The organism is Paenibacillus paridis (assembly GCF_006345825.1).
GTDB lineage: Bacteria > Bacillota > Bacilli > Paenibacillales > Paenibacillaceae > Pristimantibacillus > Pristimantibacillus paridis.
In genome coordinates this window covers 1-23796 of the sequence record NZ_VCIX01000038.1, presented here as the reverse complement: position 1 = coordinate 23796, position 23796 = coordinate 1, and the positions used below count along the sequence as shown (strand labels likewise).

22 protein-coding genes are annotated in these 23796 nt (G+C 48.4%); 20 read left to right on the top strand and 2 right to left on the bottom strand.

The features are described 5' to 3' along the window. Positions 1 to 47: 47 nt before the first annotated feature. The 5 genes from FJQ58_RS00595 (at position 48) to FJQ58_RS00575 (ending at position 3916) form a co-directional block, all read left to right on the top strand. The gene (locus FJQ58_RS00595; RefSeq protein WP_139990520.1) at positions 48 to 1394 is read left to right on the top strand and encodes an ABC transporter substrate-binding protein; all 1347 of its coding nucleotides are present in this window, start codon (positions 48 to 50) and stop codon (positions 1392 to 1394) included. 21 nt (positions 1395 to 1415) lie between these two features. After that, positions 1416 to 2210, top strand: a complete 795-nt coding sequence (locus FJQ58_RS00590) for an HAD family hydrolase (RefSeq protein WP_139990519.1) — start codon at positions 1416 to 1418, stop codon at positions 2208 to 2210. Beyond that, positions 2200 to 2541, top strand: a complete 342-nt coding sequence (locus FJQ58_RS00585) for a DMT family transporter (protein ID WP_139990518.1) — start codon at positions 2200 to 2202, stop codon at positions 2539 to 2541. Before FJQ58_RS00590 ends, FJQ58_RS00585 begins: the two co-directional genes overlap by 11 nt. A gap of 27 nt (positions 2542 to 2568) precedes the next feature. Then, positions 2569 to 3450 carry a metallophosphoesterase family protein gene (locus tag FJQ58_RS00580; protein ID WP_139990517.1) on the top strand — a complete coding sequence of 294 codons (882 nt, stop codon included), beginning with the start codon at positions 2569 to 2571 and terminating at the stop codon, positions 3448 to 3450. Between the two features lie 322 nt (positions 3451 to 3772). Continuing rightward, positions 3773 to 3916: a sporulation histidine kinase inhibitor Sda gene (locus tag FJQ58_RS00575; RefSeq protein ID WP_139990516.1), complete on the top strand. Its 144-nt coding sequence runs from the start codon at positions 3773 to 3775 to the stop codon at positions 3914 to 3916. 394 nt (positions 3917 to 4310) lie between these two features. Here FJQ58_RS00575 and FJQ58_RS00570 read toward each other — a convergent pair whose 3' ends face one another. Next, positions 4311 to 5312 (bottom strand): NAD(P)/FAD-dependent oxidoreductase, encoded by a 1002-nt coding sequence (locus FJQ58_RS00570; RefSeq protein ID WP_139990515.1) that lies wholly within the window; start codon positions 5310 to 5312, stop codon positions 4311 to 4313. Between the two features lie 331 nt (positions 5313 to 5643). Between FJQ58_RS00570 and FJQ58_RS00565 the strand changes: the two genes are divergently transcribed. From FJQ58_RS00565 to FJQ58_RS00535, 7 genes are all read left to right on the top strand, one after another. After that, positions 5644 to 6837 (top strand): NAD(P)/FAD-dependent oxidoreductase, encoded by a 1194-nt coding sequence (locus FJQ58_RS00565; protein WP_139990514.1) that lies wholly within the window; start codon positions 5644 to 5646, stop codon positions 6835 to 6837. Continuing rightward, complete coding sequence (locus tag FJQ58_RS00560) at positions 6837 to 7106, top strand: hypothetical protein (RefSeq protein ID WP_139990513.1); 270 nt, start codon at positions 6837 to 6839, stop codon at positions 7104 to 7106. The genes FJQ58_RS00565 and FJQ58_RS00560 overlap by 1 nt, the downstream gene beginning before the upstream one ends. A gap of 197 nt (positions 7107 to 7303) precedes the next feature. Then, positions 7304 to 8293: an ABC transporter substrate-binding protein gene (locus FJQ58_RS00555; protein ID WP_162341224.1), complete on the top strand. Its 990-nt coding sequence runs from the start codon at positions 7304 to 7306 to the stop codon at positions 8291 to 8293. A gap of 121 nt (positions 8294 to 8414) precedes the next feature. Further along, a complete protein-coding gene (locus FJQ58_RS00550; protein ID WP_139990566.1) occupies positions 8415 to 9365 on the top strand; it encodes a FecCD family ABC transporter permease in 951 nt (316 codons plus the stop codon). Then, positions 9362 to 10357, top strand: coding sequence for a FecCD family ABC transporter permease (locus FJQ58_RS00545; protein ID WP_139990511.1), 996 nt, complete (start codon positions 9362 to 9364; stop codon positions 10355 to 10357). Before FJQ58_RS00550 ends, FJQ58_RS00545 begins: the two co-directional genes overlap by 4 nt. 159 nt (positions 10358 to 10516) lie before the next feature. Continuing rightward, complete coding sequence (locus FJQ58_RS00540) at positions 10517 to 12112, top strand: helix-turn-helix domain-containing protein (protein WP_139990510.1); 1596 nt, start codon at positions 10517 to 10519, stop codon at positions 12110 to 12112. A 226-nt stretch (positions 12113 to 12338) separates the two neighbouring features. After that, positions 12339 to 13319, top strand: a complete 981-nt coding sequence (locus FJQ58_RS00535) for a phosphotransferase (RefSeq protein WP_338016113.1) — start codon at positions 12339 to 12341, stop codon at positions 13317 to 13319. Between the two features lie 72 nt (positions 13320 to 13391). On the opposite strand, the gene hemQ is transcribed toward FJQ58_RS00535, so the two are convergent. Next, positions 13392 to 14138 carry a hydrogen peroxide-dependent heme synthase gene (hemQ, locus tag FJQ58_RS00530; protein ID WP_139990509.1) on the bottom strand — a complete coding sequence of 249 codons (747 nt, stop codon included), beginning with the start codon at positions 14136 to 14138 and terminating at the stop codon, positions 13392 to 13394. Between the two features lie 164 nt (positions 14139 to 14302). Here hemQ and FJQ58_RS00525 point away from each other — a divergent pair, with 164 nt between their 5' ends. The 8 genes from FJQ58_RS00525 (at position 14303) to FJQ58_RS00490 (ending at position 23105) form a co-directional block, all read left to right on the top strand. Further along, positions 14303 to 14593, top strand: coding sequence for a YuiB family protein (locus FJQ58_RS00525; protein ID WP_139990508.1), 291 nt, complete (start codon positions 14303 to 14305; stop codon positions 14591 to 14593). Positions 14594 to 14698: 105 nt separating this feature from the next. After that, positions 14699 to 16231: a replication initiation and membrane attachment family protein gene (locus FJQ58_RS00520; protein ID WP_139990507.1), complete on the top strand. Its 1533-nt coding sequence runs from the start codon at positions 14699 to 14701 to the stop codon at positions 16229 to 16231. Positions 16232 to 16253: 22 nt separating this feature from the next. Beyond that, a complete protein-coding gene (dnaI, locus tag FJQ58_RS00515; RefSeq protein WP_139990564.1) occupies positions 16254 to 17210 on the top strand; it encodes a primosomal protein DnaI in 957 nt (318 codons plus the stop codon). A 572-nt stretch (positions 17211 to 17782) separates the two neighbouring features. Beyond that, positions 17783 to 18901 (top strand): sulfate ABC transporter substrate-binding protein, encoded by a 1119-nt coding sequence (locus FJQ58_RS00510; protein WP_139990506.1) that lies wholly within the window; start codon positions 17783 to 17785, stop codon positions 18899 to 18901. Positions 18902 to 18935: 34 nt separating this feature from the next. After that, entirely contained in the window at positions 18936 to 19769 is an 834-nt protein-coding gene (gene cysT / locus FJQ58_RS00505) for a sulfate ABC transporter permease subunit CysT (RefSeq protein ID WP_139990505.1), read from the top strand. A gap of 18 nt (positions 19770 to 19787) precedes the next feature. After that, on the top strand, positions 19788 to 20672 hold the full coding sequence (gene cysW / locus FJQ58_RS00500; protein WP_139990504.1) for a sulfate ABC transporter permease subunit CysW: 885 nt from the start codon (positions 19788 to 19790) through the stop codon (positions 20670 to 20672). Positions 20673 to 20700: 28 nt separating this feature from the next. Beyond that, entirely contained in the window at positions 20701 to 20943 is a 243-nt protein-coding gene (locus FJQ58_RS00495) for a YezD family protein (protein ID WP_139990503.1), read from the top strand. A gap of 206 nt (positions 20944 to 21149) precedes the next feature. After that, the gene (locus FJQ58_RS00490) at positions 21150 to 23105 is read left to right on the top strand and encodes a dihydroorotate dehydrogenase (protein ID WP_139990502.1); all 1956 of its coding nucleotides are present in this window, start codon (positions 21150 to 21152) and stop codon (positions 23103 to 23105) included. Positions 23106 to 23796: the final 691 nt, after the last annotated feature.

Genomic DNA, 23796 nt, shown 5'->3' with positions numbered 1-23796 from the left:
TTCTTGTTTTGCAGCAGTACACAAATAGAGTGGAGGAATCAGAAACGATGGTTAAGATGAAGCAGGGATTAGCGGTATCGATGGTGTTGTGCTTTACGGTGCTTACAGCTTGTGGACAAGCTTCCGGCAGTACGAATGTTGGCACGAATGAGGGAACAAACGGCGGGGCTGCCCCTACAGAGGCTTCTGCGCCAAAAGAACCGGTAACGATCGAATTCTGGTACGGCCTGGGCGGCAAGCTCGGCGATACGATGAAGGAGAAGATCGAGCTGTTCAACAGCTCGCAGCAAGACGTGATTGTTAAAGGAATCGCGCAGGCGGATTATACCGAAACGGAGCAAAAGCTTCAGGCTGCCATTGCGGCAAAGCAGGCTCCTGCTGCTGTTCTATCCTCTAATATGAATTGGGCGGGCAAAGGCTTGTTCGCTGATATGAGCGATTTGATCGCAGCGGATGATTCATTCCATAGCGAAGACTTCGTTCAAACCTTTTTGGAGCAGGGACAGCTGGACGGTAAGCAATATTTTCTTCCGATGTACGGGACAACCCAAATCATGTATTACCGCAAGGATGCGCTGGAGAAGAACGGGCTAACGCCGGAAAATTTCAAGACCTGGGAAGCCCTTGCAGCATCGGCAGCCAAGATGACCACTAAAGAAGGCGGCAAAACAACCTTTTTCGGTTGGGAACCGATGTGGGGCAAGGACAATATGATGGATGCGGTATTCAGCAAAGGCGGCAGCGTGCTTAGCGAAGACGGCAAAACCGTTACGATCGATTCGCCGGAATGGATCGAGACTTGGGAATCGTTCCGCAAATGGATTCATGAAGATAAGATCATGTCCATTCACTCCGGCGGACAAGGCTGGGAATATTGGTACAAAACGATCGATGATGTCATGAAAGGCCAAGCGGCCGGCTACACGGGCTCAAGCGGCGACCAAGGGGATCTTGATTTCAATATCGTAGCGGCAATGGAACAACCGGGCTGGGAAGGCGTTGGCGCAGGGAAACCGGTAGCGTCGGCCATTATGGCGGGCATTCCGGCAGGCGTGAGCGACGAGCAGAAGGCAGCTGCCTACGAGTGGCTGACGTTCTTCTCGCAACCGGAAAATACCGCTTCATGGTCGATCAGCACGGGTTATATCGCCGTTCGTTCATCCGCGCTTGAGGATGAGAGCTATAAAGCATTTAGCGAGCAAAACCCGCAAATTAAAATTCCGCTTATGCAGGCTGCTCACGCATCCGCACCGTTCCAAGACCCAACTGGCGGCAAAATCAACGATGCGCTTACGATTGCGGCAGATAAGGTTCAAATCGCGAACGTACCGGCGGAGCAGGCGCTTAAGGAAGCCCAGGCAACCGCGCAGAAGGAGCTAGACCGTTTGAAATAGAAAACAGGAGTGATGAACACTATGCCTGACTTAATCATAAACGATCAAACCTACAAGGTGACAGGCATCTTGTTTGATAAAGACGGTACGCTGCTTGATTTTATTGCGATGTGGGGCTGCTGGAGCGAATCGGTATTTCATTCGTTTGGGGAGCAGCTTCGGTCCCGGGGGTTGGCCTTCGATCAGGCGGTGATCCCAAGGCTGTGGGGCTCCATTCATGACGAGGCAGGCCATATCGTTGATTATGACCGGAACGGTCCGCTTGCAATGGGTTCGATGCAGGACCTTTACGCCGTGCTTGCTTGGCAAGGTTACCTGGCAGGTCTCTCCTGGGCGGAAGCGATGGAGCTTGTGCAGCATGCGAGGAAACATGCGGACCAAGAGCTGGCGCGCTTGCGGCCAGCTCGTCCGCTGCCGGGAACGCTGCATTTCTTGCAAAGCTGCAAGGAGAACGGCATGAAGCTAGGCGTGGTTACCGCAGACGATACGGAAGCCGCAATCATGCATTTGGAATGGCTTGGGATTAAGCATTATTTTGACGTCATTATCGGCACAGACCAGGTCGAGCAAGGAAAACCGTTCCCGGACATGATGGTGCTGGCTTGCCGGCTGCTGGGGTTGGCATGCTCGGACACCGCGATTATCGGCGATACGAACGGAGATATGCGGATGGGGCAGGCGGCAGGGGCTGCCGTTACGATTGGCATCGCAGATGCGGCACGTGAGGGGACTGCCACGGCGTGGTTCCCCAATGCCGATGAAGTGATTGAAGGATATGGGCAGCTGTCCATCAGGAGGCATGCTCATGAAAGGTGATGCGGGCTGGGGCTGGACCTTTCTGCTGCTGGCCATCGTGCTGGAGCTTTCGGGAACCGTGTCCATGAAATATTCGGCAGGCTTCTCCCGGTTATGGCCGTCAGTGCTTATGTTTATCTTTTATGGCGCAAGCTTCACGCTGCTTAATTTTGCGCTTGCGTATATGAATGTAAGCGTGGCTTACGCCATCTGGTCGGGCATAGGCATTATTTTGATCACATTGGTTAGCTTTACGGTCTTTCATGAAAAGCTGCCGCTCGCCTCGCTGCTGTGGATCGTTGTGATCGTTGCAGGCGTGGTTGGCTTGAACATGAGCGTGAAAAGTCACTAAACGGATGAAAGGGAAGGGAGTGTTGGGATGCAAAACCAGCCATATGAGGATAAGGCTCCTCTGGGTGAGGAGCAGCGATCGAGTTTGCCTATTCTTAGCTTTCAGGTCATTACGGATACCCATGTCACCGCGGAAAGCGACCATATCCATAATGAGCATTTTGGCCAAGCGCTGCGGGATATCGCTGTCCATGCAACAAACAGCGTAGGCATCATGCATGTCGGCGACGTTACGGATCGCGGGCTTCGGGCAGAGTATGAGGAGCTTGCCCGCATTTGGCAGGAGCATAAAGCAAGCTTGCCGCCGATGTGGTTCACGTACGGCAACCATGATATTTTTCTGGGCGAGTGGAGCAATCAGCTGAAGCTATACGAACGGTTTACGGGGATGAACGGCCCGTATTACGATGTATGGCTGAATGGCTTTCAATTTATTTTTCTGGGCTCGGAGAGAGGCTTAAAAGATTTCGCTTATTTGACGGAGGAACAATTAGCTTGGCTTGATGAGAAGCTAAATGAAGAAGTACCGCGCTTGAAGCCGGTATTTGTATTCCTCCATCAGCCTTTGAAAAATACGGTTGCAGGCTCGCTAGAAGAGCAGGGCTGGTATGGCGTAACGCAGGACGAGGAATTGAAAGCGATTCTGGCGAAGCATCCCCAGGCGATCATGTTCAACGGACATACACATTGGGAACTGGAAGCGGGACTTGCCTGCTATAGGGGGCAGGAAGGGAGCGGAACGATGTTTAACGCTGCTTCCGTCGCTTATCTGTGGACGAACGAGGATGAATACAAAGAAGGCAGCCAAGGCTATTATGTAGACGTTTATAACGATAAGGTCATTGTACGGGGCAGAGATTTTGCAAGCTCGACTTGGCTTTCGTCGGCTGAATTTGAAGTGAAGCTGTAAAAGGAACAAAAAATAGCCCAAACGGGCTTTTTTTTGCGTAAAAGGGAAGGTTTGAAGGTTTTAGTTAAGAGAGTCAATATATTCCATTAATAGATTTATAGATTTCGATTAAAGTTTTTTATAGAGAGGAGCGGGAAAATGACCTGTGGATAACTCTATCCACATTATCCACGCTGAATTTGCTTATTGTTCGACGTATATACACACACTATGCACACCGTATCCACAACATCTTGTGTATAACTAGGCCTGTTGTCCTTCTAATAGTGCCATGCTACTATGATAAAGAAATAACCAATGGATGGAAGAAAGGGTGTGTAGTATGGAGCTACTGTCCGACGAAATGCTAGTAGACACTTATTATGCAGCTATTCAGTTTGAATTGGAGCCCGAATTCATTCGCATGTTAGCAATCGAAATGAAACGAAGGCGTCTAAATCCGGAAGCGGTCAAAATTACCGCTTGAACCGCACACAGTGCTCCCGCTACCATGACCTGATCACCACTCGTTAACCGTAACCTCAGATGTTTGATTGCAGGTAGAGCAATATAGAAGATGCTTACAGGATGAAGCATCACACAAATGCATATCGCTAAAGAGCGGCTCGTCCTTGATCTGCTCATAGGGAGCATAAGGACCTGTCAGATCAGATGAACGGCCGCAATCCACAGTTGCGCTAGCGCAAGAGGAGCAGCTTACATGCAGAGACTGAATTCCGTTGCAAACCGGACAAAACATAAGGGTATCCTCCTTGGCACACCTGGCATATGTATGCAGTAGGTGTTTGAGATTAACAAGCCAAGGTTAGGATACCCTTATGTTTATTTTTTAAAGATATATTTAGAAGCAAGCCTCGGCGTTATAGCTTCATATTGCTGCTGTGACCAGGTGAGAGCTTAGCGCTTGGATCGATATAAACCTTCGCATTGTTAATAGCTGTGGGTGCCTCACCGAAGCCAACGGCGATTAGCTTCAGCTTGCCGGGATACGTCGTAATATCCCCGGCGGCGAAGAGTCCCGGAATGTTCGTTTCCATTCTTGTGTCTACAATAATCGAGCTACCTTGAAGATCGATTCCCCACTCTGCAATCGGACCCAAAGCAGAGATAAAGCCAAAGTTTACGATGACGGCATCAACCTCTAGTTCGGTTGTTTCCATTGTTTTGACATTGGACAACGTAACCTGGGTAATGCTCTTATCGCCATGAAGCTTCGTGATTTCGAATGGTGTAAGCACGGTTACTTTAGAATTCATAAGATTTTCTACGCTATGCTCATGCGCCCGGAATTTGTCGCGCCGATGAATGAGAGTCACGCTCTCTGCGATCGGTTCAAGCATTAATGACCAATCGACCGCTGAGTCGCCGCCACCGCTTATCAGCACTCGCTGCCCCTTAAACCGCTGTAAATCACCTACAAAATAATGCAGATTGCTCTTCTCGAATGCAGCTGCTTCAGGAAGCTCCAATCGCCGTGGCTCGAATGCGCCCACTCCCGCTGTAATAATGACCGCTTTGGCATAATGTATGGTTTTGTCCGTTATAATTTCAAAGAGGCGATCGTCATGCTTGATGACTTTGGTAACTTTCTCTTCGAGACAGATTTCCTGCTGAAAATGAGAAAGCTGCTCCTTCAGCCGGTCAACAAGCTCTTGCGCTGTCACTTTGGGAAAGCCAGCTACATCGTATATATATTTTTCCGGATATAACGCAGCAAGCTGGCCGCCAAGCTGGGGCATGCTTTCGATAATCTTGACTGAGGCTTGGCGCATACCGCCGTAGAAAGCCGCGAATAATCCTGTCGGCCCGCCTCCGATGATTAGAATATCGACGGGACTTACAGCAAATTCAGAGTTAGACATTGTAGCCACCTCCACATTTTAAGCTTTACGATTTCAATTATAGTCCTTCGAGGAAGAAGAAGGAAATAATTAATTTGTATAGAGTTCTAAACAATTTCGTATATTTTGCCCTTGAACTTTCAAAGAAAACTATGTAAAATTTCTGATGTATGTTATGCACGGGACTGCTTGCAAACGGTGGCGAAAGCTGTCGCTTATTAGCGGTTGGTTCATTGATAAAACCGCTCTATTTAGAACACACTGAACTTATAATTATAGATATTCGGTTTAGCTTGTGTAATTTTTCACAAACCGTAAAGACAAAGATAAGAGGAATGGATGGGATCATACTATGAGCAACATACCTAAAATCGTCATTCTTGGCGCGGGTTACGGGGGGATTTTGACAGCTCTCCGACTGCAGAAAGAATTAAATTACAATGAAGCTGACGTTACGTTGGTAAATAAACATGATTATCATTATATTACGACTCATCTTCATATGCCTGCAGCAGGCACGGACAATCCGGAAAATGCCCGTGTCAGCATCTCTAAGCTGATCGATGAATTTAAAATTGACTTCGTGAAATCGACCGTCGTGCAAATTCGCCCGCAGGATAAAAAAGTTATCCTTGAGGACGGCACGCTTTCCTACGATTATTTGGTGATCGGTCTTGGCGGAGAGCCGGAAACGTTCGGCATACCTGGCCTTGGCGAGCATGCCATGAATATTCGCAGCATTAACTCGGTTCGTCTGATCCGCGAGCATATCGAGTATCAATTTGCACGTTACAAGCGCGAGCCGCACCGGACCGATTATTTGACGTTCGTAGTTGGCGGTGCCGGCTTTACGGGCATTGAGTTCGTTGGAGAGCTCTCCGACCGCATCCCTGAGCTGTGCAAGCAGTTTGATGTCGATCCGGCGCTTGTGAAAATCTACAATATCGAGGCAGCGCCTACGGCGCTTCCTGGCTTTGACCCTGAACTTGTGGAATACGGCATGGACGTGTTGACGAAAAAGGGTGTAACGTTCCGTATTGGAACGGCAATTAAGGAATGCTCGCCAGAGGGCGTTGTTGTCGGCGAAGGAGAAGAAATCAAATCCGCTACCGTCATTTGGACCGGCGGTATTCGCGGCAACCGTTTGATTGAGGAAGCCGGCTTCGAGACGATGCGCGGACGCGTTAAGGTGGATGAATTCCTTCGTTCGCCAAACAATGAAAATATTTATATTGTCGGCGATAACTCTTTGATGTTTAATCCAGAAGGCCGTCCGTACCCGCCAACTGCTCAAATTGCCATGCAGCAAGGCGTTGTGTGTGCCCATAACCTGGTTGCTTCGATTCGGAACCAGCCGCCGAAGAGCTTCACATTCAGCAACAAGGGTACTGTGGCATCGCTTGGCAAAGGCGAAGCGATTGGTATTGCTTTCGGCAAAAAATACAAAGGCCGCGTAGCCGCTTGGCTGAAAAAAGCCATCGACCTTCGCTACCTGTTCATTATCGGCGGTATTCCGCTCGTGCTTCGCAAAGGCAAGTTCCTGTAATGAGACACTGCAGCGTACAAGTACGCGGTTTGCTGACAAGGGATGAGCTGGATCGCTATAACGCTTTGATGGAGGTCGGTTCTTTTCTTGAGTCGCAGACGCGCTATGACCTGGCTTATACGGTGCAGAAGGAAGTAGACCTGCTTATTCAGCCGGCCATCGAACGGTTAAAGGACAAAGGCCGTGAACGCGATCGTGCGACGCAGGAGTATCTGGAAGCCAAGCGTCTCGGCTTGGACGAAGATGATGAGGAAGACGAAGATAACTAACCATAAAGGCTCTCGCTACCGGAAGCAGCTTAGATGCTGTCAAGGGGCGAGAGCCTTTTTTCTTGTTGCCAATCCATAATATTCAAAAAAAGTGTATGAGATGAAAAGGTTTGTGCATGGACATAAAAATACGGATGCGATATTCTTTATTTAAGAATGATAATCATTATTGATAGAGAATGGGGAGGCCTTTTTTTATGTTTTCAAGTGCTAGAAAGAAGTTTAATGTAATGGCAAGTGTAGGTATAATCGTCCTTTGTTTACTGCTAATTGCCGGTTGCGGAGGCGGTAATGGAGAAAACGCTGCGGGCAATTCTGGAACAACGGTACCGCCAACAGAGGCAGCTGACACAAAAGAAACAACCCGTACGATCAAAGACGCATACGGCGATGTAGAGGTGCCGGCAGCGCCTGCGCGCATCGTTGTATTGGATATTGGTGCACTGGATAATTTGCTAGAGCTAGGAGTTAAACCTGTAGGCGCTCCGTCCATTCTGGCACCGGGGGATCCGTACCCAGCCTATTTGAAAAACACGGAAGGCATTGAGAATATCGGATCGGTGAACGAGCCGAATTTGGAAGCTATTGATGCTCTTAAGCCCGATTTGATTATTGGGAACAAGGATACGCATGAACAAATTCATGATCAGCTGGCTCTGATCGCTCCAACGATTTTTGTAGAATCGCTAGGCATTACATGGAAAGAGAATTTATTAGTCCATGCAGACGCAGTCGGAAAGGCGGAAGAAGGGAAACAACTGCTTGAAGGTTATCAAGCAAGAACTGCTGAGCTTAAAGGGAAGATCGAAAGCAAGTCAGCACCTCTTAAAGTTTCTCTATTCCGCCCGCGCGAGGATAAAATTCAAATCTATTTGCAGGAAACCTTTAGCGGACTCATAATGGCGGATGCCGGCATTCAGAGGCCGGAAGCGCAAACCGCGGAGGGTTTCTCGAAAGATTTGACAGAAGAACAGATCGCAGACCTGAACGGAGATGTGATGTTCTGGTTTTCCAGAAGCAATAGCGACTTCGAAAAGATAGAAAAAAGTCCTTTATGGGCGACTTTAAAAGGCGTACAGGCTAAACAGGTGCATCAGGTAGACTGGGAGACGTGGATGAGCGGTCTGGGCATCCAAGCCGTCAATAAAGTCTTGGATGATTTATTCAACTATCTTGTTGAACAATAAACAGGCGCAAAGATTGGGTTGTCCTTACAGGCAGCCCAATCTTTCTGTGTGAGTGCATAGTCAAGATTTGGAGGTGCTTAGTCTGAGAGTAAGAATAGCAGGTCTCTTCGCTTTATTTGTCATGGTCATTATCGGTTTTTGGGCTAGCATCGCATATGGCATTGTCACAATTAAATTGCCGGTCATCCTGGATGCTTTTTTATCTTTTGACGGTTCTAGAGAGCATATGATTATACGTTCCGTAAGGCTTCCAAGAGCATTGATTACCGTTATGGTGGGCATATCCCTTGCTCTTGCCGGATGCTTAATGCAAGCGCTGAGCCGTAACGCGCTCGCGGGTCCGGAAATATTTGGCGTTAATTACGGAGCTGCCTTAGCGGCTGTTATCGCTTCTTATGTCATGGGTTATACCTCCTTGAATTTATTTGCATGGTCTTCATTTATCGGTGCAGGTTTTGTTGGGGCAGCCGTTTTCTTGCTTGGTTCATTCGGAAGAGAGCGGTTGACCGCGGTAAAGCTGGTGCTTGTCGGAGCGACCTTGAATTTACTGCTGGCCTCCCTCACGCAAGGGTTGCTCATTCTTAATCAGCAATCGCTGGATACGATGCGGTTCTGGCTGGCAGGCTCGCTTACCGGACGTGATCTGCAGCTTTTTCTAAAGGTAATTCCCTATATGTTGATAGGGATATTGTTCACCTTTGCCATGGGCAAGCAAATTAATTTGCTGAGTTTAGGGGATGAGGTGGCGCAAGGCTTGGGACAACGGCTATTTTTAACGAAGCTGTCGTTAATTGTAATCATCATGCTGTTAACGGGCAGCGCAGTTGCGATCGCTGGGCCGATTGGATTTATCGGCCTTGCTGTTCCTCATATCGCCCGGTTTATGGTCGGCGTAAATTATAGGTGGATACTGCCGTATTCGGCGGGACTTGGGGCACTGCTCCTGCTCTCCGCTGACATTTGCGCCCGCTTTGTGCTGCCCGCAGAAGAATTGCCTGCCGGTGTTGTCACTGCCTTTCTAGGCGCCCCTTTCCTTATCTATTTGGCCCAAAGAAAAGAGGGGTTTAGATGAGCCGTTCCACTCACCGCTGGCTGCTTGTCATTGGGCTCCTTCTGTTGTCCAATATCATTTTGTTTCTATTTAATATTATGCTTGGAGAGAGAACGGTACCGGCTATGGAAGCTATTCAAACTGCTTTTGGACAAGGGAGTTCGGAGTATCGCTTTACGGTTCAGAAGCTGCGTATGCCTAGAGCGCTTGTTGGGTTTCTGGTTGGCTGCAGCCTTGCACTATCAGGCACGATTTTACAAGGCGTGACACGCAATCCGCTTGCTTCCCCAGGCGTAATCGGCCTTAATGCCGGAGCGGCCGCAGCTGTCGTTGCTGTTATTGTACTTCTTCCTACGATTCCTTCAAGCAAGCTGCCTTTTGTTGCATTCGGAGGCTCGCTGCTTGCTGCCGTTCTTATTTATATTTTTTCCTGGAGAAGAGGCAGTTCCCCTACCCGCATGCTGCTTGTCGGCATAGGCATATCAGCGATGGCAGGCGCCGTCGTTACTTATTTGCTGACACTCGGCGGCATCTTTAAAGTGACTCAAGCATCCATATGGATGGCAGGGAGCCTTTACGGCAGAAGCTGGGAGCACTTTTGGCCGCTGCTGCCGTGGCTGCTCTTGCTGTTTCCCATTAGCCTGTATTGCGCGAGGCAATTGGATTTAATTTTGTTGGGGGATGAAATGGCCAAAGCTCTCGGAATACGGCTTGAGTTATCGAGGCTGCTGCTCATTTTGGTTAGCGTAGGATTGGCAGGATCGGCTGTTTCTATGGCGGGTACGATTGCTTTTGTCGGCTTAATGGCACCTCATATGGCTAGGCATCTCGTTGGGAATAGGAACCGAAAGTTATTGCCGGCAGCTGCCTTGATGGGCGGGGCAATCGTCATGCTGGCGGATCTGCTTGGCAGAATGTTATTTAAACCTTACGAAATTCCAGTAGGGATTATTACGGCTCTCGTGGGCGCGCCTTATATGATATATGTCTTGTTTCGCAAGAAGCATATTTAGTCAGGCATGAAGGGAAGTTGCTTATATTTGATTTGAACGATGCGAAGCTTGATAAAAGGCTGTTCTTTCTGTAAAATTTTTGGGACCATACAAAAATAGAAATTTACCCCAATCCGTTACTAGGTTTCTTTAGGAAAGGAAAGGTTGGTGCCCATACAGATGGCCGTACACCAAAGAAAAACAGATACCGTTTATATGTTTTCTTCTGTTCACAAGCGGAAGCTTCCGAGTTGGCCGAGTACAAGAACTTATAAAATTCCTGCTTATATATTGTGCTTTGTAACGAAAGGCGAAGGGGCACTTCTGGTTAATCAGTCGATCTGCCGCATTGAGCCATTCGAGCTTTATTTGCTTGTTCCCGGAATGACGATCGAGACTTCGGGGCAAGCGGCGGGAATTGAATATTATGCTGTCGTCTTTGAGCCATTAACCCTTCACAAAGCAGAGGAAAGCTTCTCGGTCGCTCCCGTAACCGTGCTGTCAGAGAGCTTGATGCCTGGACGATTATTTATTCGGAATACGCGAGAAGTGTTTCACCGCATTCTTAGGATGTATGAAGAGAGCAGAGGGAAGACAGAAACCAACGGCTACTCCCATCGTTTACAGCTTGAAGAGCTGATTCAAACCCTTATAAAGGACATGTCGACGCAGAAGGAAGATGGAGACCCAAGAATAAATCGGAGTATTGCCTATATGAAAAAAAATCTCCGTGACAAGATTAGTTTAGAGAACTTGGCACGGGCAGCCGAGCTTCCTCCGGTATTGTTTTCGCGCTTGTTTCGATTGGTGACAGGCACGCTGCCTGTTGACTATATGACCAGATTGCGAATTGACACCGCGAAGCGGCTGCTGGGAGAAAAGGATAGCAGGGTGAAGGAGGTAGCGGCAGCAACCGGATTTCGAAGCGAGTTTTATTTTAGCCGAACCTTTCATCGCATCGTAGGCGTTTCGCCGAGCATATACATGAAACGCGGCGAGCTGAGAGTAGCAATTGCGTCTTCGCTTGGCTTTCAAGACAATCTCGCGGCCATCGGTGTAGAGCCTGTTGCCGTTATCGATTTATATAAGTATCCGGGCATGGATGATCAGGAATATCAAGAATTGTATGATTCGCAAATGGAAATGTTAAAACAGGCGCAGCCAAGCTTAATTATAGGGGACAATTATCACATTGAATACCGTGAGCTGTTCAAGCCGTTTGCAGCTCATGTGTTTGTGGAATTTCCAGAATGGAATTGGCGCGTGATTTATATGACGATGGCTGAGCTTGTTGACCGGGAAAGAGAAGCGGAGCAAGTGTTAAACCGTTTGGACTTAAGGATTGCAGATGTCAGAAGCACGCTAAGGGAAGTTTGGGGCGAGGAGAAGGTAACCGTAATTCAAGTGAACCATCGTAGCGTAGGCATTCAAGGAACAACCAATCATCCGCTCAATACCCTTTTGCATGCAGAGCTTGGATTGAAGCCGGGTTCACCCGTTCCGACGGATGACTGGCGACTCGAATTGCCGCCGGAATCGTTGCCAAGCATAGAAACCAATCGGATATTCGTACATAAGCATCATCTGCGGGCGGGAAGCGAGTGCGTGTACGCCAGAATGGTTACATCGGCTTCTTGGAACGACATTGCTGCCGTTAAAAATAAAGCCGTATTCACGATTCCAAATTGGTTTTTAATGAGCTGGACGCCGCTTGGCCGCCACGCGATACTGGATGCGCTTCTGGAAAATAGCCAATTGCTGAGGCCGCATAGTTAAAAATGGAGCTTGCAGCAAATAGTTGAAATCAGTATTTCCACTTCCTAGATATAGAAAAAAGCACCCCGTAATGAGCACAGGATGCTTGAAATGTGGAGTCGCTATTTTTACAAAGAACTTATTCAACATCATAGCAGAGCGGAAAGAAACAGTCTATACTTTTGACCTTATTTTTCCTATAGTTAGGAAGCCGGCCGGCAACGAGAATAGGGAATGAGGTGCTGCAATGATGGAGTATCCATGCCATATCCGATTTGAGGATTTGCAACAGCTAATAATGGAGATGTTCGGTTCCGACTATCGAATTCTACGGGCCGTCAATCGGCATGGCGGGGCGCAAAAGGTCGTCTACAAAATCGAGTGTACGAACGGCTTTGTCTGCATGCTTTATGTATGGGATATGGCTAGCAATTACTTTCAAGAGGAAATCGAAGCGGTGCCCGAGGATGAGCGTTCTTTCGGAAGCGGACTTTTTGAAGCCAACCATGCTTTTTTGGGTCGACATGGCATCCGAACTCCTGCGCTTTATTATTTAAATAAGGAACGGAACCGTTATGCGTTTGATTACGCGGTAGTGGAGTATGTGGACGGACAGGATGCTGCTTTTTATTTGAAATCGGATGCAGAAAGCTATCCAATTGTATTCGAACGTATCGGAGCGATGCTTGAGCATATGCATAGCTTGGAGAGCCCTACGTATGGACGAATACAAGACAACAATAGGAGAAGCACTGATTGCTACCTGAAGGAGCTTGCCAATGCAAAGCACTCACTCTCCTATGCGGCAGCTTATATCAGCGAAATAGAAACGAATCAAGAAAAGCTTCTAAACCAATTAAATGAGCTTGCAGCTCGGATTGGTTCGCGACAGCGTTATAGCTTTATTCACGGGGAGCTTGGGCCTGATCATATCAGGGTGAGTGAGAAGCTGGAGCCGTACGTGATCGATATCGAAGGAAGCCTATTTTACGATTTGGAGTATGAGCACAGCTTTCTGGAGTTCCGATTTGGTGATGCTTATGAGTACTTAAGAAGCAGCAGACTCGATCATAATCGGATGTTATTTTATAAACTGTTTCATCATCTTTCTTGTACGGAAGGTGGCTTAAAGCTGCTGCATCGCGGATTTCCTAATCAGCAGCTGGCTAGGGAAATTGTAGAACATAATTATCGAAGCGCGCTTGCATTTATCGATAGGTCCTCATAAGAATTGTTATACAAAAAAAGACCGTACACGCCTTCTCTTGCCGAGGCAGGTACGGTCTTTGCTTATCCTTGCTTAAAGCGCAAGCAGAGCAGTGAATTTCTCGCCATTCAAAATATTACCGACATAGAAATCGCCGAAATCAGCGTAACGAGCGCTTACTTCATCAAAGCGCATTTCGTAAATCAGTTTTTTGAATTGCAGCGCGTCATCGGCAAACAGCGTAACGCCCCATTCCCAGTTGTCGAAGCCGACAGAGCCAGTAATGATTTGTTTTACTTTGCCGGCATACGAACGCCCAATCATGCCGTGGCTGCGCATAAGCGTCTTGCGCTCGTCCATCGCCAGCATGTACCAGTTGTCCTGGCCGTCCCGGCGTTTGTTCATTGGATAGAAGCAAATATGGTTTGCTTTTGGCAGGGTTGGCTTCAGCCTAGCGATAATATCCGGATTTTGCATCGGGTCCGATCCTGGCTGTGCCATGTAGTTGCTAAGCTCTACGATGCTTACATAGGAATGCACTGGGTATGTAAAGCTGGCAAACGTTGTTTTGTTGAATGCCGTCTCGATCGCGTTCAGCTCTTCCAAAGTCTCCCGCAGATGCATGAAGACAAAGTCAGCCTTCTGTCCCACGATGGAATAGACAGCCGTGCTGCCTTCTTTATTTTCCTCTACGCTTGTCCACTGCTGCAAGAAGGATTGCAGCTCGTCCAGCGCGCGGCTGCGTTCGCTTTCATCGGCAAGGCGCCATGCGGTCCAGTCGATACTGCGGAAATCATGCAGCGCGTACCAGCCTTCTAATGTTTGTGCTGCTTCACTCATTGAATTAATGCTCCTCTCAAGCTCCATAATGATGCTTTCATCATTGTATCGTAATGGAGGCAAGCTGAGCAAATGGCGGTCTTGTGACAATTGGCTGCAGTTGATTGACTTCCACTTGGGCATTAATTAAACTAATAAACGAGAGTCTGAAGGGGGAAGTCTGGATGCTTCAATTGGTCATTGCAACAGTGCTGTTTTTAGTTATGATGTTCGGTATCGGTTTTATACTGAATATGCTCTTAAAAACAACTTGGTTTCCGATATATTTATTTATTCTCGTCTTGATTCCGCTAGGCATATGGGCCCCTTGGGACAAGAATGCGACAGCAACGATCGAAAACTTCGCCCATTACACTATAATAGACTACATACCGGTTATTGGAGCGCTAGTCGGCGCTTACGTAAGCGGCTGGGCGATTCAGGCGCTGCGCAAGGGCGGCTATAAAATGTTTTAATCGAAAAATCCCTCATCCGGGGGATTTTTCTATTTTATTCCCCATCATGAACCGTTGTTTTTATGCTAAAATGATAGAATGATTGTAAAGGATGGAGCTGATGCTATGCGCATCAATAATATATTGCAATACACGGAACATCATCGATATTACATATTTCGTGATTTTTCGCTAAGCAGCTTGGACTACAAAATGCTGTCGCTAATCTATCAGCCGATGATTGGCGCTTTTGCTGTCGCATTTTATCAGCAGCTTTATCATGGAATAGCGGAAGGGACATCGGGATATTCTTCAATAGAACCGCAGCGTAAGCTGTTCCTTGGACTGGGGCTCGAGATGAACGAGCGCAGCCGCAAGCATCTGATTGAGCAGGCCTCGAAGCTGGAGGCGGTAGGCCTTCTGCAGACATCACGCTTAGGCTTGCCCGATAATGCGGACGTTATTTATGAATATGAGCTAGCTCAGCCGCTATCGCCTGCGGAATTTTTCCGCAATATGCATCTAACCATGCTGCTGCGCGACAAGGTGGGCAAATACGCGGTTATCTCGCTGCGCGAATCGTTTGGCGCGAATGAGCCGGATGAGCTCGCTGGCGCGCAACTAACGAAAGAAAATATATCGGTGCCTTTTTACGAGCTGTTTAAGCTTAATATGCAGTCGGTGGACACGGAGCTGGAGCAAGCCTTGACGGAGGTGGCGCCATCGCGTCAGTCTTCAGCAAGGCCAGCACAAGCAACCGCAGGTATTCCATATGGCGAAATTATTTTGCGCTTCCCCCGAAATTCGGCTAACCGGCGGTTCGTTGAGCGGCTTCGCAGCGATGAAGAACAGCTCGCTCAGGTAAACTACGTCGCGTATAAATACAATTTGGTGGTCGTGGATATTTGCCGACTGCTGGATGAAGACGGTATTTTCAGTGAGGGCGGAACGCTCAACATCGATGAGCTTCAGCTTCGGGCTAATCAGTTTTACAGGCAGGACAAGAAGCGGGAAGGCGAGCGCGAGCGCGCGCTGTCACGCACACAGATTATGGCGAGCGAGGAGCCTGCTGATTCGGACGATCTAACAGAGGAATTCGAGGTGCAGGAGCAGCATTATTTGGAAGTGCCCAATCAGCTGCTTGGGCGCTGCGACGTGCAGCAATATAATATGCTGATGAGAAACGAGCCGCATACGCGCTTTTTACAGCGCTTTTTTCCAGGCGCCATACCGGATTGGATCGAGAGAGTGTTCGAGCGGATTGATCTTAATTATAAATTAGCAGGGCCGGTCATCAATGTACTCATTCATTATGTGATAGGGGCGAACGAGTCTCAGCGCGTGACAAAAACCTTTTTGGATGCGGTCGCGTCCAATATGCTCGTGAAGCAAATCGACAATTTCGAGAAAGCCGTCTTCTATGTGCGGGAGCAGGCACAGGTGGAGCAGGATAAAGAACGCCGCAAGGAAGCGGCGCTCAGCTATGCCGGAGGCGGTTTTAACGGTTCGAAGGGCGGGTCCCGTGCAGGCAGCAGGGGAACGTCGCGAAAGCCTTCGATTCCTATTGTGCAGGAGGATCAGTCTTCCTCAGAGGTGTCAGCCGACGAGCTCGAGGAGCTGCGCAAGTTAGCGCGTAAATTAGAAGGCAAAGGATCATAGATAAAGGCGGTGTGAGCAGATGATGGAATCCATGGGCGATTTGCTGAAGGCTTGGCCGTCCGGCAAAGCCATTACAGAGCAAGCGGAGCTTAAGCTGACCGAACTGCTTGCGGAGCCGCTTGTTGAGAAGCTGAGATTAAAATATCCGGATTTGGATGACCAGACGATTCGTCTGAATTTGAACCGTGTATACCAATATGTGACAGAGTACCGGAATTGTACGAATTGTCCGGGTCTCGATCGTTGCCCGAATGATTTTGAAGGGCATTATACGTTGTTAAGCTCGGAATCGTTAAATGGTCTTACTCAGCTAAATGACCGTAAGGTAGCCTGCAAGAAATTTATTGCCCGGCAAACCGAGGACCAGATTCGCAGCCGGGTGCGCAGCTTTTATATTGACGAGAAAGCCCTGCAGCGCGGCTACTCCTTAGATGAGATTTTAGAGAGTGACAGCGCGCGGACAAAAGCGGTTGGACAGATTCTTCGATATATCGACCGTACGAAGGAGAACGGCTTGCAAGAGGAAGGGCTTTATCTCGCGGGGCGATTTGGAACCGGCAAGACGTATCTGATGTGCTACATGCTGCATGAACTGGCCAAAGCGGGTTATTCTGGCGTCATCGTTTATATGCCTGATTTTGTAGAGGATTTGAAGGCACTGATGCATGAACCGGGCAAGCTGAAGGAAACGGTTGAAATGATGAAGGAAACGGATTTGCTTATATTTGACGATATGGGTGCTGAAAATTTGAATCCGTGGGTTCGTGATCACGTGCTTGGAGCGATCTTAAATTACCGGATGCAGCGCAAGCCGACGTTCTACACCTCGAATTACGAGCTGGAAGCGCTGGAGCAGCACTTTAGCTTCACGAGCAAGGACGGCGATGAATTGCATAAAGGGCAGCGTATTATGGACCGCATTCGTCCCTATGTTGAGGTTGTCATGGTAAAAGGCGAGAATAAGCGCGGACGGAAATAAAAAAAGCAAAGCTTTGATTGCAGGCTCCTATACGGGAGCTGCAGTCAAAGCTTTTTTTGTTCTAGAGGGCGTATGTGGGGAGGAGAAGATACGCTTGCTGTTTGTTGTGTAAGCCATTAAAGGCTTTACGAATAATTGGAGCTGGAGAGTGCCTGTAAGCGCATATAGGTTCTTCCAGCGTGCGCTAAGCATGAGTTTGAGCGTATTTAGCAAACTGAGCGTGAGCTATGTATATGCGAGGGGGACAAGCTCTTTTTCCCGTTACGGATAAAAGGAAGTATGGAAGAACGCGTAAACGTTTCAGAATGGAGAGGTTCTGCAAAAGTAAGGTGAATTTGCTTCCGGTATAAGGCATTCTTATCAAACTTATCATTTTTTTGAAATTAAGTATTGACAGTATACAGGGAGCGCTGGTAAGATTCTTCCATAACCAACTAATCAGGTAGGATTAATGGTTTCCGACCGGACGAACCGGAGTAAACACCTATCACGAAGAAACGCGGCAGATTAACGTCAGGATCATACTAGCAAGTGTTTCTGTAAGCCTGTAAAAATCAAAAGGGGTGTATGAAATGTTGAAAAAAGTGACTCATTTTCGTTCGGTAGTTATCCTATTGGCTTTAGTGCTGGTACTTGCTGCTTGCGGTCAAGGCGGCAACAACTCAGGCAACAAAGAAACGAACAAACCCGCTAACGAGGGTGCGGCGACGAACGCGGCAGCAACGCAGGAGCCGGCAAAGGAAGAGCCTAAACCGCCAGTTGAACTGTTAAATGTATCGTATGACCCGACTCGTGAGCTTTACGTAGCTTATAACGAAGCGTTCTCGAAGCACTGGAAGGCTGAAACCGGCCAACAAGTAACGATTAAGCAATCGCATGGCGGTTCCGGCAAGCAAGGCCGCGCAGTCATCGACGGTTTGAAAGCCGATGTCGTAACGCTAGCACTTGGATATGACATCGATGCGATCGTAGAGCCAGGCTTGATCAACGCAGACTGGCAGTCCAAATTCGAGCATAACAGCTCCCCGTATACATCGACGATCGTTTTCCTTGTTCGCAAAGGAAATCCGAAAGGCATTAAAGATTGGAATGATTTGATCAAGGATAAGGTTGAGGTCATTACGCCTAACCCGAAAACATCCGGCGGCGCACGTTGGAATTACCTCGCTGCATGGGGCTATGCCTTAAAGCAAAACGGCAATGATGAAGCAAAAGCGCAAGAGTTTGTTGCTGAATTGTTCAAGCACGTGCCGGTGCTGGATTCCGGCGCACGCGGTTCAACGACTACATTCGTAGAACGCGGCATCGGCGATGTATTGCTGGCATGGGAAAATGAAGCATTCCTTTCGATTAATGAGCTTGGACCGGATAAATTCGAAATCGTCTACCCATCGTTGAGCATTTTGGCAGAGCCTCCGGTTGCCGTAGTTGACAAGATCGTTGACGATCGTGGCACTCGTGAAGTGGCAGAAGCTTACCTGAAATATCTGTACTCCGAGGAAGGCCAGGAAATTGCGGCTAAAAACTACTACCGTCCGATCTCTGAGACAGTAGCAGCAAAATACACGGAACAGTTCAAAGCTCTTGAGTTGCTTACAATCGACAAAGACTTTGGCGGCTGGAAAGAAGCACAAACCAAACACTTTGCAGATGGCGGAGTGTTCGACAAAATTTATACGCCAGGCTCATAATGCAGGAATTGAACAAGATTGGAGCTGACTTCACATGAAAGGTTCCAAGTCCCGTAATGTACTTCCGGGTTTTGGTTTATCGCTGGGATTCACTTTGTTCTACCTGAGCATCATCGTCTTGATTCCGCTGGCTGCCGTTTTCTTCAAAACGGCAGAGCTCAGCTGGTCCGAGTTCTGGAGCACGGTTACGAATGCGCGTGTCGTAGCTTCCTACCGGATCAGCTTTTTTACCGCCTTTTTTGCAGGGCTGGTCAATGCGGTATTCGGTCTGTTGATCGCATGGGTGCTGGTGCGTTACCGGTTTCCTGGCAAGAAGATCATAGATAGTCTGGTTGATTTGCCATTTGCTCTCCCTACTGCGGTAGCAGGCATTGCGTTAACGGCCATTTATGCGCCGAACGGATGGGTAGGCTCTCTCTTGGCGCCGCTAGGCGTGAAAGTGGCTTATTCACCTATTGGAATCACGATCGCACTAATATTTATCGGTCTTCCATTCGTTGTTCGTACGGTGCAGCCTGTGCTGCAGGACATGGAGAAAGAGACCGAAGAGGCGGCAGTCATGCTGGGCGCTTATCGGCTGCGTACGTTTTGGAAGGTCATTTTGCCTGAGCTGATGCCAGCTCTCCTAACTGGCTTTGCTCTCGCATTCGCGAGGGGCATTGGCGAGTATGGATCCGTGGTGTTCATATCCGGCAATATGCCGCTCAAGACGGAGATTACGCCTTTGCTCATTATGACAAAGCTGGAGCAATACGATTATGCGGGTGCTACGGCCATCGCTCTTGTTATGCTGGTGGTTTCCTTCTTGATGCTGCTAGTCATTAATTTACTGCAGTGGCGAATGAATCGCCGCACAGTATCGGACTAAGAAGGGGGCATACCGACTATGGCTGGTGCAGTAACCGTTCATACTAATGAAGAAGCATCCAAACGGCCGAAGCATATTACAGAGTCAGCACCTGTCAAATGGCTGCTGATCGGCATTGCTGTACTATTTCTCGCGCTGATTGTTTTATTGCCGCTGGCATCGGTATTCGTTGAGGCGTTCAAGAAGGGCGTAGGCGTATACATAGATTCCATCACGGAGCCGGATGCTCTATCTGCCCTTAAGCTTACGCTTATCGTTGCCTTGATCGCCGTTCCCGTGAATACGATCTTTGGGGTGGCTGCGGCATGGGCGATCAGCAAGTTTCGTTTCCGAGGCAAAAATATATTAATTACGCTTATTGATTTGCCGTTTGCCGTGTCGCCGGTTATTTCAGGCTTGATTTACGTGCTGCTCTTCGGCGCGCAAGGCTTTCTTGGCCCGTGGCTGGATGAGCGCGGCATTCAAATTATATTCGCAGTGCCGGGCATCGTGCTCGCCACCGTATTCGTTACGGTTCCTTTCGTAGCCCGCGAGCTCATTCCGCTTATGCAGGCGCAGGGCGTTCAGGAAGAGGAAGCAGCCGCGAGCTTGGGAGCGAAGGGATGGCAAATTTTTTGGAAAGTAACCCTGCCTAATATTAAATGGGGATTGTTATATGGCGTCATTTTGTGTAATGCGCGCGCCATGGGAGAGTTTGGTGCGGTGTCAGTCGTCTCCGGCCATATCCGTGGCGAGACGAATACGCTGCCGCTCCATATTGAAATTTTGTACAATGAATACCAATTTTCGGCTTCATTTGCAGTTGCTTCGCTGTTGGTTATGCTGGCAGTCGTTACGTTGATCGTAAAAAGCATTGTGGAATGGAAGTCGGGTCAGCAAAAGCCTGTAGAAAAAACAGTGTGAATTAATGTTAACAATGGAGGGGTAGCCCGTGGCAAAACCATTAGAAGTGGATCAACAATGGCTGGAACGAATTGCGGAGCAAGTCAGTGGCCTTCATTATGGAAATGTGACGATTACCGTTCATGACGGCAGGATCGTCCAGATCGACCGGACGGAGAGAACCCGCTATGACGGGTCTGCTCAAAAGCAGCAGGACCCGCCGGAGTTTAAGAAGCAAGCTCAGCAGCGTGAGTCTCTGCCGCAAGGAGAGCAGCTCCGGATTGTTCAGTAGTTAGTCTTACTTGAGGCAAAACGTGTGCGCAATGGTTACACGGCATACAGCAAGCCATACAAGAAGCCGCACCTCCATGCCTGTTCAGGCATGGGGGTGTTTTCATTGGCGATTACCCGAAGTTTATTGCTTTTTATCATTGCACGATGCGGGTTTGTTTTCTAGAATGGAGGAAAGACGCTGAGAAGCAAACAAGGAGAATGACAATGCCCGATTGGTCTTATCAGACATTATTTCGTCCTTTATTATTCAGGCTTCCAGCCCGGCTGAGCAGGAATTTGACCTTAAAGGCTATCGGTTCATTAAGTAAAGTACCTGGCGGAGCCTTCGTTATCCGCACCTTCGGTCATATGGAGCCATCGCCGCTGCTGGAGCGGGATTTGGCGGGAATCGCGGTCCATTCGCCAATTGGCTTGTCCGGAGGGCTTGATCCGCAAGGAATAGCCCATCGCGCGTTGGCGCAGTTTGGAATCGGATTCATCGAGCATGGCCCCATTACGGTTGATGCGATCCAGAATGATAAGCCCATTCGCAATGATTGCGCAAATGAAATGATAACTTATCCAGACTACTTCGAAAATGACGGCGTGGAACGCTTTGCAGCACGAATCGCCAAGCCCAATCATCGCTTGCCACAGCTGGCGCGCATTTCACCGATGCCGGGAGCGGCGCCAGTGCAAGCTCTAAGCGAGCTTGAGCGCATGATGGCGAAGCTCGGCGAGGCGGGAGCTGCCGGCTTTTATATTGATGTGCTGCATGGAGATCAGCGCTTAGACGATGTCATTGCCATTCTTCAGGGGTTGTCTGAGGTTTTTGCCGAAGGCAGTTACCGAGAGCTGCCTTTATTTTTGTATATCCCTTCTTGGCTGCCAGACGAGCATATGCATGCGTTGATTAAGGTAACAGGTGAAGAGATGTGGAGCGGCATCGTAATCGGAGAGGGAGCAGTCTTGGTAGCGGGTGGAGGCTCTGTCACCATGACCGGGAAGAATTCAAAGGGCGATACGTTGTCCAAAATCAAGCTGATCCGAAGCCAGTTTACTCCCAATTGGCTGATCAAGGCAGGGGGAGGCGTGCATGAGCCGCAGGATGCTCTTGACCTGCTGCATGCGGGAGCGGATACGCTTTTGCTTCATAGCGGACTTGTCTATGCCGGGCCGGGACTGCCTAAACGGATCAATGAAGCAATTATCTATGAGCAAGTTAGAAAAATGCCTGAACCAGCAGTACCGTCCTTTTGGAAACATTGGGGCTGGATGTGCCTGCTCGGCATCGGAATGGTTATCGGCGGCATTCTATCCTGGATCATCGCGGCTACTACAGTGCTGCTCCCGTATGATTTATCTTTTATTGATATGACGTTGGAAGAGCTTCACCTAACGAACCATAATCTGCTTCATTTTATGTCACATGACCGCATAACGCTATCGGGCACAATGATTTCCATTGGCATTCTATACTTCATGCTCGCTTGGCACGGTCTAAGGCTTGGTCTGCACTGGGCAAGGACCGCGCTGCTTACTTCCGGCATCGTCGGTTTTTTAAGTTTTTTCTTATATCTCGGTTACGGGTATTTTGATCCGCTGCATGCAGTCGCCGCAGCTGTGCTGCTTCCGATGTTTCTGTTCTCGATGCGCAGTAACCCGGATCGGCCCTCTCGGCAGCCTGTCAACCTAACGAATGATTCCGTATGGCGCCGTGCGATGTGGGGGCAGTTTTGCTTAGTCGTACTGGGGTTTGCGTTAGCAGCAGGAGGCGTGACCATTTCGGCGGTAGGAATTACGAATGTATTTGTACAGACAGATCTCGTGTATTTGGACACCTCGCATACGCAGCTTAATGACGCCAATACGAAGCTTATCCCGCTTATTGCCCATGATCGGGCAGGCTTTGGCGGCGCGCTTCTATGCGATGCGCTCGCCATACTCATCATTGCGTTATGGGGTATTCAACAAGGGGCAAGGTGGCTATGGTGGACGTTGCTGCTTGGCGGCATCCCCGGCTTTTATGCAGGGCTAAGCGTTCATCTCTCCATTGGCTATATCGACTTCTGGCATTTATCGCCGGCATTTTTTGCGCTGCTGCTTTATGTGCTTGGCCTTATATTCTTGTATCCTTATTTGATGAGAAGCTCGAGGGACGGTAAGGGAAGTTATTTTTAAAGCCTAAGTAAAAAATGAATGACACCTTCCCGAGCTTCAGTCTGAGAAAATAATGTGACTATACTAAGCCGTACTAAAGTTTCTCGTTTTGGTGGCTGCGCGAGTGGATCATTCTGTGGGGCTGCGGTTGCAGTCAAATTCTTAGCTTGTCTAAAACAGATAAAGGTAAGAATCCGGCTGCTATTGCGAACACTTCGTATCTCTAGAACATTCCGTACAATCCGCTCGCTTCGCATATTCTTCATAGTTATCATTCAACTTACTCTTACTATCAAACCCCAGCCATATCCCGGCTAATTGGAGCGGGGGGCTAGTTTAGATCTACTTTTAGATCTATTTCATCAGTTTGGGCTATTTACGCCAGAATAGATCTAAAAATTAGATCTATTTTCCAAAAAACCAGCCATATCCCGGCTAATTGGAGCGACTGGGCTAGTTTAGATCTATTTTTTAGACCTATTTCATCAGTTTGGGCTATTTACGCCAGAATAGATCTAAAAATTAGATCTATTTCTCAAAACTCAGCTAAATTCCGGTAATTTGGATCCGCTGCGCTAGATTAGATCTATTTCTCAAAAACCTAGCTATATCCAGGCTAATTGGGGTCAAGTCCAAATTTGTGTGTAAAATCTCATCTAGCTTATCGGAATGGATATCAACGGTTGTTTCGCCATTCATGGTAGGCAGCCAT